A 15,425-nucleotide genomic window follows, 5' to 3' on the forward strand; every position below is an offset into this window, starting at 1 on the left:
TAAATTCCTATATATTTACCTTATATTTGAAGTGTTGTTTAGAAATTGGAAAATTTTTGGAAAAAAATACATTTAATTGGGAATTTTTAGAATAAAAAGTAACAAAAACGGAAAATTTATAAGGTTTAGATCCATTTACCCCATATGGATGATCTTGATGTGAAGATTCTGAAACTGCTTTGGGATGATGGGAGGATGCCCATATATTCAATTGCGAAGAATATCGGTATTTCAAATGGGGCGGTGTACAAGAGAATGGTGGCGATGAAGGAGAGGGGGGAATTGAATGGATTTTCCATCCTTCTCAATTCTGACAAGATCCTAAACAGCGCTGTTGTATCTATAAGGGCTAGGAAAAAGCGTGATGAGGTCATGGATATCCTCGGAAATTTGAGTGGAACCATGCATGTTGTGGCAGGTTTTGGAGGTAGGTATTACGCGGAGATATGGTACAGCGATGACTACGAATTGAAGGACAAGGTCAATTACTTGAAGCATCTAACCGGTGCCTACAGAATTGAAGTTTACAAACACAGGAAGGATGAAAATATAAAACTCTCAGATTTGGATTGGAAGATTCTTCTTGCCCTGAAGAATGATGCGAGGCGTCCATTCTCTGAAGTGGCCAAGGAGGTCAATGTCTCTTCAAAAACTGTGGCGAAAAGGTGCAGGAAATTAAGGGAAATGGATGCATGCAAGGTTTACCCCGTTGTGAACAGACCTTCTACCAAGGAGATATTCTGGTTCTCCCTGTTCATAGAGACGGATGATGTATTGTTTGAGAGCCGAATAAGGAGAATAAAAAATCTGTGGAGAACATCCACATTTGCAGAACCTTCAATGGTTTATGGGGTTTTTTACGGTCGAACCATTGAGGAGGTTGATGAAATCATGGAAACCGTTGTGGGGATGCCCGGTGTCAGGCGTGTTTTCTACGAGATAATCGTAAAGGAAAGATTTTACCCAGATTATGTGGATTACGTTGCAACAAAGATGGGATTCAGAGCAGATTGAATATTCTCCTTGAGCTCTCCTCAGTTAATTTTATTCCGAAATCTTCCAGAACCCTTTTTGCTTCCTCAAATTCAAGTTTCCAGTGGTAGTGGTATCCATCAAAGGACCTTTCAACATCTCTTTTTTTAATTCTCAATGCCCTGCTCTCAAGGGATATGGCCTCATTCCTTCTTGTGGGAATATTCTCTACGGCGCTTATGTAAGAATTAAGAAATATTTCAATCAATTTGCTGTTTTCCACCCTGTTGTTTATGGCCAGAGTGCAGCATGGATATTTTCCAAATATGGAATCAAATCTTGCGGTTTGATATCTTTCAGATAGAACCGTGAGATAAGGCTCCCATATGGCAAGTGCTTCTATCTCCCCTTTTTCAAAGGCTCTGAGCATAGACTCTGGAGAGTTAAAGTACCTTATTTGTGCGTCATCTCGTGCACCAATGTATTTTCTAAGCATATATTCCATTGTGGATAGCTCCGTGCTTCCAAAGATCCTCGGATTTTCAACCCTTTTCACAACGCCTCCTCCACCAAAACCGCATCCTGCTCTAATTTTTATGCTACGGTAAACAAGGGCAAACATACTCTGGGTGATAAGGGGCGAGCATCCCACCTCCAGGTATCCCTCTGCAAGATCCTTTGTGAGTTCAAACGCGTTTTTGTAAATCTTTATGATTATCCTGGGGCTCTTCAAATCATTTGCAGTAAGAAATATTGAGGGATATTCGATGGCCTTGAGTATGCCAACTCTTATTATTCCATGCGGGGTGTAGGGAGAGTGATTAACATACCAGACCCTGTAAGATTTTCCTGCAACCTTCTTCCTAAAGATAATCCCCTCCTTTTCGAGTCTTGAAAGCACTGTGGATACGGTGCTCTTGCTTATTCCATATATGCCTGTAAATTCTTCCTGCAGCACACCATCCTTTCCCGCTCTTTTGAGAATTTTCAGAATTCTTTCCTGCATAGACAATAATTGATTTAGAGATTTTAATTTTTGGTTAATCGCAAGATTAAAATTGAAAATCGGCATGCACCCTTGAACACATGTTCAAAGGTGATTCACATGAAAATAGGAATAATTGGTTGTGGTGCGATTGCGCACGAGATTGCAAAGCATCGCGATGATGTGGCGGCCCTTTACGATATGGACTGCAATAAATGCAAGGATTTACCCGGTTTTCTCTGCAAGGATATTGACTCCCTCATCTCCCGCTCGGATCTTATCATTGAGGCTGCATCACCCTCCGCCGTGAAGGAGTACGCTGAAAAGATAATTGAGGCTGGGAAAGATCTTTTGATTATGAGCGTTGGGGGCCTTGCAGATGATGATTTTCGTGCCAAGATTTTCAGGATGGCCAGAGAGATGGGTGTGCGCATATACCTTCCTGCAGGGGCAATAGGTGGCATAGACATAATACGGTCTGCCCGTATGGCCGGGATAAGAAAAGCAAAGATAATGAGCACCAAAAACTCAAAAACTCTGGGTGTGGATTGTAAAGAGCGGACGTTGGTGTTCAAAGGCTCTGCCAAGGAAGCAATTAAAAGGTTTCCAAAAAGTACCAATGTGACCGTGCTCCTCAGCATTGCCACGGGGGTTGATGTGGAGGTTGAGGTTTATGCCGATCCAAAGGCAGAGAGAAACACCCACGAAATTCATCTAGAGGGTGAGTTTGGGGAAGCGGTAATAAGGGTGAGCAACAACCCCAGCAAGAGCAATCCAAGGACCAGTTACCTTGCTGCACTCTCACCTCTGGAAGTGCTTGATCTAATAAATTCTCCTGTTTGGGTGGGGGTGTGAGGATGAACTATGTGGATGAGATAAAAAAATTGAAAAAAGAGATGAACGCTGTGATTCTGGCTCACAACTATCAGAGAGGTGAGGTGCAGAGGATTGCCGATTTTCTCGGAGATTCCCTTGAACTTGCGAGAAAGGCCACAAGCATAGACGCTGATTACATAGTATTTGCAGGGGTGGATTTCATGGCCGAGACTGCGGCGATTCTCAATCCGGATAAGGTGGTATTGATCCCATCAAAAACTGCCAGTTGTGAGATGGCCAGGTATCTCACTCCCGAGATTATTTTGGAGGCGAAGAGAAAATATCCTGATGCAAAGGTTGTGCTGTATGTTAACTCCACCGCAGCATGCAAGGCCCTTGCCGATATAACCTGCACCTCTGCCAATGCCGTTAAAGTTGTGAATTCCCTTGATGCAGATACCATTCTTTTTGGACCAGATGCCAATCTAGCCCATTATGTGTCTGAGAGAACGAATAAGAAGATCATTCCTCTTCCACCCAACGGACACTGCTACGTGCATACCAATCTTACGCCTGAGGTTGTGAGACGTGACGGTGTGCTAATGGTGCATCCCGAATGCCCACCAGAACTGCAGAAAGAGGCAGATGTCATCGCGAGTACCGGGGGAATGGTCAAATTTGTGGCAAAAAGTGATGCCAGGAGATTTGTGGTGGCTACCGAGCGTGATATGGTGGAGCGTCTTCGCTCGCTCTTTCCCGATAAAGAATTTGTTCCTGCTTGGGAAAATGCCATATGTCTTGGAATGAAGCAGATCACCGTGAGAAAGATTTATGAGAGTTTACGTGATAAAAAATATGTGGTGAAGGTTGATGAAAAAATAGCCGAAAGGGCGAGAATGGCTATTGAGCGTATGCTGGAGGTTTCGTGATGTTCTGGAAGATGTATCAGGAGGATACAATTTTCGGGGATGTGACCTCGTCCACAGTGATCCCCGAGAATTTGATGGCGGAGGGGCAAGTTATAGCAAGGGAGGATTGTGTTCTGGCGGGTGCAAAGTATATCAAAAAAAATTTGAAAAAGCTTGGTTTAGAAGTCTATTCCTTGGATGATGGAGCCAATGTTGATAGGGGCACAGTGGTGATGAGAATAGTGGGAAATGCGCGAGATATTTTGATGGTAGAAAGAACGCTGCTGAATATCCTTAGCAGGATGAGTGGCATTGCGACTGAAACGCGGCGTGTGGTGGAAAGGGTGCGGGAAATCAACAAGAATGTGAGAATTGCGGCAACCCGTAAAACACTATGGGGTTATCTTGATAAGGTGGCTGTGGAGATTGGGGGAGGAGACACTCATCGCTGGAACCTCGGGGATATGGTGATGATCAAGGACAATCACATAGCCCTAGTGGGTTTTGAGGAGAGCATCAGACGTGCCAAAGGTGTGAGTTTTACGAAGAAGATAGAGGTTGAGGTGGAGGATGAAGAGCATGCAATAAGAGCTGCTGAGCTTGGTGTGGACATAATAATGCTTGATAATATGGATCCCGACGATGTTTGTCGCATTGCAAAGAAACTTAGGGTATACAACGTTATAATCGAGGTATCTGGAGGCATAACCCCAGAGAATGTGGAAGAATACGCAAGATGCGATGTGGACGTGATTTCAATGGGTTATCTCACCCATTCTGCCCGCTCCTGCAATTTTTCCTTGGAAATAAAAAAATGTTGAAAGGGTTATGAGGGCGGCGGTGGTATTGCTCCAAAATCTTTCTGGCACTGGTCCTTCCTCACGATCAGATATATGATCAATCCGATGAGCCCCAGAAGAAGCACAACCAGGAACCATACTATAGGGCTATCCATGCACCTGCTCTTTGCATCCTTGTATGCCCACCAGGCCACGATGATCCAGATTATGATCCACACAAAGATGCATGCCAGGTATGTTGCAAGGATTCCCATACCGTAGAGCATCCCCATATCGCTGCTTCCCTCCCCACCATTGCCACCGTTGTTTCCTCCACTTGATCCTCCGCTCTGGGCGTTGTGATAGTACTCGGCCTCATCTGCATATGTGTTGAGCATTGAGGGATTGTTTCCCAGCGCATGCACACTTTCCACGGTAACGCTGTATTCATCACCTATGCCTGAAAGCATCTGTGCATCTATATGGTAAGTTATCTTGTTTCCAGAAATTTTTATGTCATTTGCGGGCAGGGGATTGGTGTTCTCTCCAACCTTGAACCAGCCAAGATATTGTATGTTTCCATTTGCGTTAAACCAGATGGATGCAATTTCATAATCCGTGTAGCTGTTTATTTCTATTACGTAGGCGTTCATATATCCATTTTCTGGTTGTGTGTTGATATTGCCCCTGACCTGAATCCAGAAATCCACATAGTTTCCGTTTGGTGTGGCTCCAAAGGCAACGATATCAAAATCAGGGTTCGTTGTGTCCACAGGATCACTGGCTTCAAAACTCATTGTTGCAGCACTTGCTATACCGCTCACTCCTGTCAAGACCATCATAATAATGGTCACAACCAGTATCATGCCCCATTTTTTCAAATACTTCACCCCAGAAAGTATATTGTTTGAAATTATTTATAAATTTCTAATGGTATCACGAGGATTTGAGGTAGTAGTGCCAAGAGCCATGATGCAAAATCTGAAATCCATAACTTAGAGCCACCGAGTCCATAGAATCATCGGGCAGAGATGTCAGGGCGATTATCCCAAACTGCTTCATTGCACTGTTTCCAAGGTAAAAGGCATATCCAGGGGTGTATGGAAAATATTCGGGGTCTATGATCCAAATGTCAAATCTTTTCATGGGTAGGTACATTCCTGTGGGGTGCATTGTTATGCAGTTTTTATCCTCTTCCTTGCACTTGATGGATGTGCATTTTATGCTCTCTGCCTTTATTTCCTCGATCCACTCCTCTTTCATCAAATCGCATGGAGTTATTAAGACATCCGGAGAGGATGTGGTCAAAAAACTCAGCAGGATCTTTATCTCTTCTTTCATACCCTCGTATCTTCATTGTGCATATAAAATTTTTGAAATCAGAGGCTCAGCATTAACCCTACCGTCCCGAGGCAAGAATGAACAGAAACGATGAAAATTGATATTGCAGTGATTATACGAACTCCATTGTTGGCATGGTGAATATTGATATAAGGAGAAGTGAAACCCAAAATAAAAAACTCTTGACCCTTCTTAATTTTTTACATTCTCATTTATCGGCTTAAATTCTGCCTTTCTCACTCATAGTTTTTTATTGAGAAGGTATTTATAGGGTTTTATATTTCCCACACACAAAGGTGATTGAAATGAAGTACATATACGCGTATTTCCTGAAGGAGGACATAGAGAAGTTAAACGAAGTGGCACCCACCATGGCAGAGAAGAAGAAACTGCTCGGGGGCAAGGGAGCAGGGCTTGCAGAGATGACCAGGATCGGATTACCCGTTCCACCGGGTTACACCATAACCACGGAAACCTGCATGAAGTATTTTGAGGAAAAGGGATTTCCAAAGGGGCTCTGGGAGGATGTTCTTGAAGCCACCAAGAAACTTGAAGAGCACACCGGCAAGAAATTTGGAAGTGAAGATAACCCACTTCTGGTATCTGTCCGCTCAGGTGCACCAATCAGTATGCCTGGAATGATGGATACCATTCTCAATCTCGGGCTCACGGAGAAGAGCGTTGAGGGTCTTGCCAAGCAGACCTCAAATCCCAGATTTGCTTGGGATGCTTATAGAAGACTCATACAGATGTTCGGTAATGTGGTTCTCGGGATAGAGCATAATGAGTTTGAGGAGGAACTTGAGAGGATAAAGGAGAAGTACGGAGCCAAGCAGGATGTGGATCTCACCGTGGATGCTCTTAAGGAACTGGTTGAGGCATACAAGAGGGTTTACAAGAGGCATGGCTATGAGTTTCCTCAGGACCCTTACGAGCAATTGAAAATGGCCATAAAGGCAGTTTTTGACTCCTGGAACAACGAGCGTGCCATAGTTTACAGGAAAATAAACAAGATCCCAGATGATATGGGCACTGCCGTTAATGTGGTTATGATGGTATTCGGTAACATGGGTGATGACAGCGGCACAGGTGTGGCATTCACACGCGATCCAAGAACAGGAGAGAAGCATCTTTATGGTGAGTTTTTACCCAATGCGCAGGGTGAGGATGTTGTCGCTGGAATTCGCACACCTCATGCAATAAACGAGTACAGCAAGCAGGATGCAAACCGTGATTTGCCCACGCTGGAAGAGTCTATGCCTGAAGTTTACAAGGAACTTCTGCACGTTGCCGAACTTCTTGAGAAGCACTACAAGGATATGCAGGATATTGAGTTCACCATTGAGAAGGGCAAATTGTATCTTCTGCAGACCAGAAATGGTAAGAGAACCGCAGCGGCGGCTGTACGCATAGCTGTTGAAATGGTTGATGAGGGGTTGATAACCAAGGAAGATGCCATAATGCGCGTTACTCCGGATAATGTGGATACCCTCCTGCATCCTCAGATAGATCCAAAGGCCAGGAAGGAGATAATCGCCAAGGGCCTAGCCGCAAGTCCTGGAGCAGCGGTTGGCAAGGTTGTTTTTGATCCAGATGAAGCGGTAGAGCTGGCAGAGAAGGGAGAGAGAGTTTTGCTTGTGCGTCCTGAAACAACGCCGGATGATATCCACGGCATGAATGCGGCCCAGGGCATATTAACTGCGAGAGGTGGTATGACCTCCCATGCCGCTGTGGTTGCTAGAGCCATGGGCAAGCCCGCAGTGGTGGGCTGTGAGGAACTTAGCATCAATATGCGTGAGGGGTACTTTGTGGCCAGAGGACACAGGATAAATCACGGAGATATGATCACTATTGATGGAACAACGGGCGAGGTTTATCTGGGAGAGGTGCCCCTTATTCCTCCATCCATAAGTGGAAATCTTGAGAGAATACTTGAGTGGGCAGATGAGATTCGCGTTCTAGGTGTGCGTGCAAATGCCGACACCCCTGAGCAGGCAAGAAGAGCCAGAGAATTTGGAGCGGAGGGAATTGGACTGGCAAGGACTGAGCACATGTTCTTCGGTGAGGAGCGCCTGCCCATAATGCAGGAGATGATAATGGCCCAGAGCAAGGAAGAGCGTGTGAAAGCCCTTGAAAAATTGCTGGTTATGCAGCGCAGTGACTTCATTGAATTTTTCCGCACCATGGAAGGGTTCCCTGTGATAATCCGACTCCTTGATCCCCCACTGCACGAGTTCCTGCCCAGCAGAGAGGAACTTACCGAGGAGATAAATGAACTCAAGATGAAACTTAAAGAGGCAATGAGTTTGAAGGAGATGGATTTGCTCCTATCTCAGATAAACGAGAGGAAGAGGGTACTGAACGTGGTAAACGAACTGCACGAGTTCAACCCTATGCTTGGGTTCCGCGGCTGTAGACTTGGGATAATATATCCAGAGATATACGAGATGCAGGTCCGCGCCATAATTCAGGCGGCTATTGAGGTCAAGCGCGAGGGTAAGGAAATATACCCGGAGATTATGATCCCGCTCATAGGGCATGTAAACGAGTTGAAGATCTTGAAGGAGGATCTTGAGAGGGTTGCCAGAGAGGAGATGGAGAAGGCCGGTGAGGAAATCAAATACATGTTCGGTACAATGATAGAGATACCCCGCGCAGCCTTAACTGCCGACGAGATTGCCAAGGTTGCAGAGTTCTTCTCCTTCGGTACAAACGATCTCACGCAGATGACCTTCGGATACAGCAGAGACGATGCTCAGGCAAAGTTTCTTAAGAAGTATGTGGAGATGGGAATACTGAAGGATGATCCATTCAAGAGCCTTGACTGGGATGGTGTCGGGCAGCTTGTGAAGATGGGTGTTGAGAAGGGCCGCAGCACCAATCCAGATCTTGAGGCGGGTATATGCGGTGAGCACGGTGGCGACCCCAAGAGCATTGAGTTCTTCCATATGGCTGGGCTCAACTATGTGTCCTGCTCTCCATATCGCGTGCCCATTGCAAGGCTCGCCGCAGCTCAGGCCCAGATAAAGCATCCCAGAAAGTAATTAATACCTCTTTTTTCTTCTCTTTCTGTGGAAGAGATTAGGCTTCATATTTTGCATCTCAATGAGGACGATCCTAAAAAATGTACGGCTAAAAAACTTGGGAGGTTTGGATATGCGAGACTCACATCGCAGATTTCCCGCATACCGAGAGGGAGCATAATTCTCTCACCCTACACCTCCCGTGTTTTATCCCCGGCAGACAGGCGCACTGCTGAGAGGCAGGGAATAACCGCGGTGGACTGCTCTTGGAAGAATGCCAGGGAAACGTTCTACAGGCTGCGTGGAAATTTTCGTCGTTTGCCCTATCTCGTGGCTGTAAATCCCACAAACTTCGGGCATCCTTATCAATTGAGCAGTGCTGAGGCTCTTGCCGCGTCCTTATATATAATCGGCTACAAGGAGCAGGCAAAAAAAATCATGGGAATTTTTAAGTGGGGCCCGAATTTCTTTGTGGTAAATAAAGAGCCCCTTGATCTCTACGCTCATGCTGAGAGTTGGGAGGAAGTAATTAGCTATGAAAAAGAATTTTTGGAAATAACGTAAAATTCAAGGAAAATTTAATGAAAATTGCACAAATTTTGGACCTATGTCTTTTTTAAAACTACAAAAATTTATTATTTTTTAGGAACCTTTCTCTGGCTGATGACCGATGTCAAGGACTGGGAATACTTTGCGAAACTTCAAAAGAATAATCCTCTTAAAATATACTATCCCCTTTGTGGGGGTGGCGAGGAATGCATATCAGCTTGTCCGTTTGGAGATGAGATATGGGATGTTGTGGAAATGAAAGTCTCTCTATTTGGATTCAATTACAAAATCAGAAGGAGGCCTGTGATGGCGCATCCAGAACTTTGTAAAAGGTGCAACATATGTGTAGAGGCATGTCCCACAGGAGCTCTTAGACCTGCAGGAAAGGAAGTTAAGCATCCTGGATTTGTTCTACTTTACAACACTCTGAAACTCCCATTCAAAAAGAGATATGGTATAAAATTTGTGTTTAGAGATGAACACAAAAACAAATTTTTGAAAAATAATTCAAAAGAGTCAGGGTGAAAATCTAATCACCTGCACCATACCATTAATTTCTCCTTTTTTCAGGCGTATCATCGCCTCGGGTACCTCTTCAAATTTCACCATTTCCTTCTCTATCGTTAGACCAAGTCTGTTTGCAATCTCTATGAACTCCCTGCCGTAATCCCTCCGAACCTGGTATATGGTCTTTATCTTCCTGCCCCAGAGGTTCGCGGTGTAGTTCTGGATGGTTATTGGACTCATCGTTACCGCTCCAAGCACAAGCGTTGCCGCAGGAACGGAATTCTCTAATGCTCTCTCCACAAGATTCCCGGCGGTGGGAAAGAATATGAAAGCGTCCACCTTATTTGGAAAATTCTCCCTTGCGAGATTTCCGACCCAATCAGCTCCATAATCAAGTGCAATTCTTTTATGCTCTTCGCTCCGGGTGCTGATGTACACCTCAATGCCCATGCTCTTTGCCACGCGGAGAATGTAATATGCGGTGGGCCCGAATCCCAGCATACCCAGGCGCTCGCCCTCCCTTATCTCTGAAATTCGGAATGCGTAATGACCAGTTATCCCAGGACACATTATGGGTGCGAGGTCTTCAGGGGGGAGGGAAATATTACGGAGATCAAAGGCGTAATCTTCGTGAACAAGCACATACTCAGCGAAGCCGCCATCCACATCGTAGCCCGTTCTCTTTATGTTAGGGCAGTAGTTTTCATCGCCTCGCATACAATATTTGCATTTGCCGCAGGTGGAGTTGAGCCAGGAGATACCCACACGATCCCCTTTTTTGAATCTCCTCGCCTCATCTCCCAGCGAATCCACGATGCCCACAATCTCGTGCCCCGGAATTATTGGTCTCTTGCTCAAAGGAATATCTCCCTCCGCAATGTGCAGATCAGTGCGGCAGATACCGCAGTGCGTGACCTTAACGCGGATTTCCTTGCCGCGCGGCTCGGGAATCGGCACCTCACGCATTTGCAGAGGGCCCTCTTCTATTGGTTTTTGCTCCTCAACTAGCCAGGCTTTCATAATGGGATATGGTGGTAAGAAGTAAAATGTTTTTCTGATACTTCGGCGGCACATATTTATACAGTTAAAACTAAAAGCAATGGGTGAAAATATGGATTGGTATTTCCCGTGGCTGGAAGATAAAGAGAGAATTAAGCATGCCTTAAATTTGAAGAGGCGTAGAAATTATTACAGACTTGTTGTAAGAGACGATACGAGGGAATTTTTCTTGAGAGCATATCCCACGAAGGTTGAGGCGAGGAGTGCGTTGCTTCTGTTTCAGGAGGCTGTATGGGAGGAGAGGAAAGTGCATGATTATGTTCCTCAGGTTATTGATTGGGAGGGAAATGTAATTTATGATGGTTCCCGATTTTTGCCGGACTATTCGTACGAAGTTGTGGCCATACCCGAGATAATCTACGGGATAAGGGCAGCGCTTCTTGAAAAGGAAAATAAGAAGTATCTTATGGTGACCATTATTGATGACATTTTTATCTTGCCCGTGGATTATGAGTTTCCAATTGAAAAGAAATGGATTGTGGTAGTAGCCAAAAAGGAGGATGTTGGAATCAATTTTGAAACGGTGGAAATGGACAACTGGAAGGAGGCAGAAATCTATGCTTGGGACTATGCTATGGAGTCACACTCCTGGGAGGAAATCATTGTGGTAAGCGACATTGGTGGAGTTTACGGCTCGATAGTGAGGGTCTATGAACATGCTCCTGTTCCCTGGAGAGGTCCTAAGGATCCGATTTTGGTTATGGGCGATAAGTTTGACAGGATTTACCTGAAACTGCCCAATAGGAAGCGGATCTCCACCTTCCGTGGATTCTATCTTCGCTATATGCGGGGGGCATGGTAGGATGGTGTGTAAAAGGATGAACTCTCCCACGATTCCCGGTGATGGCTCTTTTGAGCACTGGCTCCACGGTGGGCACTGGCTGATGGCAAAATCTGGAATAATGCTACCCAGCACATACCGCACTTATCCCGGGCTTGGGGACAAGAATGACAGAAGAACGGTGCTCATTGATCCCTGTTTTCAGGAAGAGGACCTGAGAATATGGCTTGAGTCTCGTGGATATCTGAATGATAGGGTGGAGAGGGCAATAGAACTTGCCAAGAAAGCACACTGGGAGCAGAGAAGAGACGATGGCTCCCCTTATCTGGAACAGCACATATATCCTGTGGCTGCAATGGTACTGAGGACTCGCGCTCTCAAGGGGAAACTCCTGGATGAATACAGGAGTACATTTTCCGAGAAACCCGCTCCGAATTTCTCGCCCCATAATTTGAAGGATATGGTAATCGTTGCCCTGCTGCATGATTCACTTGAAGATAGCTATATTGATGAGAATATCCTGAAGGAGGAATTTGGAGAGAAGGTTTACAGAATGGTGAAGATTCTAACCAAGAAAAGACCATGGGAGAAATCATACAAAATGGATGATTATACGGCAAATATAAGAAATGGTCCCCAAGAGGTCAGAATAGTGAAACTTGCTGATCGCCTCAACAACATTTTTTGTCTCCAGCACACATCTGAGGAGAAGATGAGATGGTACCTTGATGACACGCTCAGATGGTACTATCCCCTTGCTGCCGAGACGTTGGCTTATTTTCATCTCTGGTACTACAGGACGCTCAAATCCCTTGGTGTTATTTAGAGATAATCAAACCACCTCAATCTCATACTTCCTCCGCACCCTGTCAAAATCCTCACGAATGCGCCGTACTGCCTCAGGCAGAGCGTTCATAATGTCCCTTGCAGTCATCCCATCCTCACCGATTCTCTCTGCCGCAATATCCCCAGCGAGGCCATGCACAAACACGCCCATGCGCACAGCATCCTCAAATTTCAATCCCAGGCCGAACATCGCTGCTATGGTGCCTGTGAGAACATCGCCGCTGCCTGCTGTGGCCATTCCGGAATTACCTGTCATATTGATGTAAACTCTTCCATCAGGCATGGCGATTAGGGTGTGCGCGCCTTTGAGCACAAGAATTGCTCCATGTTCCATGCTGAACTCCCTCGCAACTTCAATTCTATTTTTCAGAATATCCTTAACCGATATTCCAGTTAGGCGGGCCATCTCTCCTGGATGAGGAGTCAAAACGATGTTCTCTTTACCCTCCAGTACTTCAAGATATTTACTCAACGCCGTCAATCCATCACCGTCAACCAGGATGGGTTTATTTATTTCTTTTATCAAATCCACCATGAGCTTTTGTGTTCTCTCATTTAATGATGTTCCCGGACCTATGACAACAAAATCCTCGCTTCTTGCAATCTTCAGTATTTCTTCCTTGGCAATGTAGCTTATACTTCCCTCATCCGTCTCCGGCATGGGGTGAAAAACGATCTCCCTTCCCTGGGTGCCGATAAATGGCACCACAGATTCTGCGGTGGCAAGACGAGAATACCCCCCTCCGGCTTTGAGGAAAGATAATGCCGAGAAGTATGGTGCACCGTAGTATTTCCTTGCACCTGCCACAAAAAGCACATCTCCGAATGTGCCCTTGTGCCCATCCCTTTTTCTGGGAGGTAAGGGCATGGGATCGTTTGTGAGAATATTTATCTCTTCATCCTCATAATTCTCCGGTGGAAAAGATATGTGCGAGACATACAATTTTCCGCAGTACTCAAACCCTGGATAAAGGACATTTCCTATCTTTGGCAATCCAAAGGTGACTGTGTAATCCGCTCGCACTGCAACGCCCATAACCTCGCCGGTGTTACCGTTTATCCCCGAGGGTATGTCCACCGAAAACACGAGCTTTGCAAGGCTATTTATTAGATCAATCGCCTCTGCGTACTTTCCCTCAACATTGCGCGATATTCCCGTGCCCAGTATTCCGTCAATAATGGCATCCGCTCGCTCCACCTCGTACTCAATCATCGCATTTCTGCCCTCAAATCTCTCCATAGGTATGCCTATTCTCTCCGCAATCTCGTAGTTCATCCTCGCCGCTCCCTTATATTTTGAGGGATCGCTCATAAGATAAATTTTCACATCAGCGCCGTTGGAAAATAATTTTCTGGATAAGGTGATTGCATCTCCCCCATTGTTCCCCGGCCCTGCGAAGGCCACGAATTTTTTCCCCTTCAACTCTCCAAAATGCCTCAGGATCACGAAGTACAGCGAATGCGCCGCATTTTCCATAAGCAACTTATCCTCAATTCCATACTTCTCAATGGCCCTTTTATCCAAATTATGCATCTGCTCCACGGTGCTTATTCTCATCTCACATCACCACAACAGCATGCCAAGACAAGAGATTAAACTTTTCCATAATATTTTTGTATGCGATTTTAATATTGGTAGGTGAAAATTTTACCTTTTAAAAAACTACCACGATATGCGCGAAATTTGATAATTTACTATACCATAGCTGAGCCAGGAGTAATTGGATATGTGATATTCAACGCATATCTGTTCAAACTTGGTTATTCCGTGATTTATGTGGGTGGTATTATTTCTGCATCATCATTTCTCTCCGCAGCGTTACTTCCTCTGCTTGGGTACCTCTCCGATAAGAGAATAAACGCAAAATATTACCTTATGGTTCTGGAAACCCTTGTTGGTATTAGTTTTTTGATTTACGCAGTGGCTTATAATGGTGCGTGGATATTCATGGGGCGTATTCTTTTCTCCACTGCCATGCTATTCTCATTCTCTTACAGCGTCTATGAAAGGGAGGTTTATACAGAGGAAATTATGGAAGAGATATATGTGTGGCACTGGATTCTTCCATCTCTTGGAGGAATGGTATCTTATCTTGCAGGTTTCATATATTTCTCAATTTTTCCTAATGTTCAAGCCATGCGTTTATATTATCTCCTATTTGGCACGATGTTTCCTTTTTTCGTGGTTTACATATATTTTTATCTGCCGAATCTTCCAATTTATCGGAAGAGAGAAAAATTGATCATACCAAGAAGATTTTTGAAGATACTGATAACTTTCATTCTGTTCAATCTCACCTCTTATTTTCTCTTTGGCATAGCCCTGGATAATTTGATCATCAATTATTTTGGAGCAGGTGTTGCGATAATAGTGTTTTTGTCACTTGGGGATAGCGTTCTATCCTTTTTATCCAGTATTTTAAAGGCACATATTTCGCAAGAGATCTGGCCCAGATTGCCCTACCTCTCAATAGGAGGAATGGGAATAATTGCGATTTTGCTATTCCTTCTTGACTATTTTAAATTGGCCACGATACTTCTATTTATACTCTTCTATCTTCTTATAGCTTTCCTCTACCCTCTCTGGCATATGGGCTTCAAACCCCTCCTGCAGAGTTCCATACCCAGAGAGTATAGGGGCACAATATTTTCCAGTCTCTCATCCTTAACTAGGATCATAAACATACCACTGGCCTTTATAACAGCGTTAATAATATCCATCTGGAGTGCCTTCTCACCCCTTCTCCTGGCAGGCATATTGGCCTTTTTAACACTAGTCGCATTGCATATTACAGTGGGGAAGTAATTTTTTTCGATCTTAGGGCATACGCCAAAAATCTATCTGAGAGAGATACCACG

General features: G+C 44.8%; 15 protein-coding genes. 10 read left to right on the forward strand and 5 right to left on the reverse strand.

The window, feature by feature from the left end:
* Window positions 1-144: 144 nt before the first annotated feature.
* The gene (locus ACIM339_RS03290) at window positions 145-1,014 is read left to right on the forward strand and encodes an AsnC family transcriptional regulator (protein ID WP_015283184.1); all 870 of its coding nucleotides are present in this window, start codon (window positions 145-147) and stop codon (window positions 1,012-1,014) included.
* On the opposite strand, the gene ACIM339_RS03295 is transcribed toward ACIM339_RS03290, so the two are convergent.
* On the reverse strand, window positions 1,001-1,978 hold the full coding sequence (locus ACIM339_RS03295; protein ID WP_015283185.1) for a transcriptional regulator: 978 nt from the start codon (window positions 1,976-1,978) through the stop codon (window positions 1,001-1,003). The two genes, ACIM339_RS03290 and ACIM339_RS03295, sit on opposite strands and share 14 nt — an antisense overlap.
* A 99-nt stretch (window positions 1,979-2,077) precedes the next feature.
* Between ACIM339_RS03295 and nadX the strand changes: the two genes are divergently transcribed.
* The 3 genes from nadX to nadC are packed head-to-tail and all read left to right on the forward strand — an operon-like array spanning window position 2,078 to window position 4,502.
* Window positions 2,078-2,812 (forward strand): aspartate dehydrogenase, encoded by a 735-nt coding sequence (gene nadX, locus ACIM339_RS03300; protein WP_015283186.1) that lies wholly within the window; start codon window positions 2,078-2,080, stop codon window positions 2,810-2,812.
* A gap of 2 nt (window positions 2,813-2,814) precedes the next feature.
* The gene (gene nadA, locus ACIM339_RS03305; protein WP_015283187.1) at window positions 2,815-3,702 is read left to right on the forward strand and encodes a quinolinate synthase NadA; all 888 of its coding nucleotides are present in this window, start codon (window positions 2,815-2,817) and stop codon (window positions 3,700-3,702) included.
* Window positions 3,702-4,502: a carboxylating nicotinate-nucleotide diphosphorylase gene (gene nadC, locus ACIM339_RS03310; protein WP_015283188.1), complete on the forward strand. Its 801-nt coding sequence runs from the start codon at window positions 3,702-3,704 to the stop codon at window positions 4,500-4,502. Before nadA ends, nadC begins: the two co-directional genes overlap by 1 nt.
* A gap of 5 nt (window positions 4,503-4,507) precedes the next feature.
* Here nadC and ACIM339_RS07735 read toward each other — a convergent pair whose 3' ends face one another.
* Both ACIM339_RS07735 and ACIM339_RS03320 read right to left on the reverse strand, forming a co-directional pair.
* Window positions 4,508-5,341: a hypothetical protein gene (locus ACIM339_RS07735; protein ID WP_052309855.1), complete on the reverse strand. Its 834-nt coding sequence runs from the start codon at window positions 5,339-5,341 to the stop codon at window positions 4,508-4,510.
* A gap of 55 nt (window positions 5,342-5,396) precedes the next feature.
* A complete protein-coding gene (locus ACIM339_RS03320; protein ID WP_015283190.1) occupies window positions 5,397-5,801 on the reverse strand; it encodes a hypothetical protein in 405 nt (134 codons plus the stop codon).
* Between the two features lie 305 nt (window positions 5,802-6,106).
* Between ACIM339_RS03320 and ppdK the strand changes: the two genes are divergently transcribed.
* The 3 genes from ppdK to ACIM339_RS03335 all read left to right on the forward strand — a co-directional run bounded on the left by ppdK (window position 6,107) and on the right by ACIM339_RS03335 (window position 9,898).
* A complete protein-coding gene (gene ppdK / locus ACIM339_RS03325) occupies window positions 6,107-8,845 on the forward strand; it encodes a pyruvate, phosphate dikinase (RefSeq protein WP_015283191.1) in 2,739 nt (912 codons plus the stop codon).
* Window positions 8,846-8,872: 27 nt separating this feature from the next.
* Window positions 8,873-9,388: a DUF367 family protein gene (locus ACIM339_RS03330; protein WP_015283192.1), complete on the forward strand. Its 516-nt coding sequence runs from the start codon at window positions 8,873-8,875 to the stop codon at window positions 9,386-9,388.
* 99 nt (window positions 9,389-9,487) lie between these two features.
* Complete coding sequence (locus ACIM339_RS03335; protein ID WP_015283193.1) at window positions 9,488-9,898, forward strand: ferredoxin family protein; 411 nt, start codon at window positions 9,488-9,490, stop codon at window positions 9,896-9,898.
* On the opposite strand, the gene ACIM339_RS03340 is transcribed toward ACIM339_RS03335, so the two are convergent.
* Entirely contained in the window at window positions 9,890-10,900 is a 1,011-nt protein-coding gene (locus ACIM339_RS03340; protein WP_015283194.1) for an alcohol dehydrogenase catalytic domain-containing protein, read from the reverse strand. The genes ACIM339_RS03335 and ACIM339_RS03340 overlap by 9 nt on opposite strands.
* Window positions 10,901-10,991: 91 nt before the next feature.
* On the opposite strand from ACIM339_RS03340, the gene ACIM339_RS03345 reads away from it, so the two are divergent.
* Together ACIM339_RS03345 and ACIM339_RS03350 are read left to right on the forward strand one after the other, a co-directional pair.
* Window positions 10,992-11,741 carry a hypothetical protein gene (locus ACIM339_RS03345; RefSeq protein WP_015283195.1) on the forward strand — a complete coding sequence of 250 codons (750 nt, stop codon included), beginning with the start codon at window positions 10,992-10,994 and terminating at the stop codon, window positions 11,739-11,741.
* Between the two features lies 1 nt (window position 11,742).
* Window positions 11,743-12,546, forward strand: a complete 804-nt coding sequence (locus ACIM339_RS03350; RefSeq protein WP_015283196.1) for an HD domain-containing protein — start codon at window positions 11,743-11,745, stop codon at window positions 12,544-12,546.
* Between the two features lie 6 nt (window positions 12,547-12,552).
* Here ACIM339_RS03350 and ACIM339_RS03355 read toward each other — a convergent pair whose 3' ends face one another.
* Window positions 12,553-14,124 carry a bifunctional ADP-dependent NAD(P)H-hydrate dehydratase/NAD(P)H-hydrate epimerase gene (locus ACIM339_RS03355; protein ID WP_015283197.1) on the reverse strand — a complete coding sequence of 524 codons (1,572 nt, stop codon included), beginning with the start codon at window positions 14,122-14,124 and terminating at the stop codon, window positions 12,553-12,555.
* Window positions 14,125-14,250: 126 nt separating this feature from the next.
* Here ACIM339_RS03355 and ACIM339_RS03360 point away from each other — a divergent pair, with 126 nt between their 5' ends.
* Window positions 14,251-15,372, forward strand: a complete 1,122-nt coding sequence (locus tag ACIM339_RS03360; protein WP_337954347.1) for an MFS transporter — start codon at window positions 14,251-14,253, stop codon at window positions 15,370-15,372.
* The last annotated feature ends 53 nt before the right edge of the window (window positions 15,373-15,425 follow it).

Origin of the sequence: Aciduliprofundum sp. MAR08-339 (assembly GCF_000327505.1) — an archaeon.
GTDB lineage: Archaea > Thermoplasmatota > Thermoplasmata > Thermoplasmatales > Aciduliprofundaceae > Aciduliprofundum.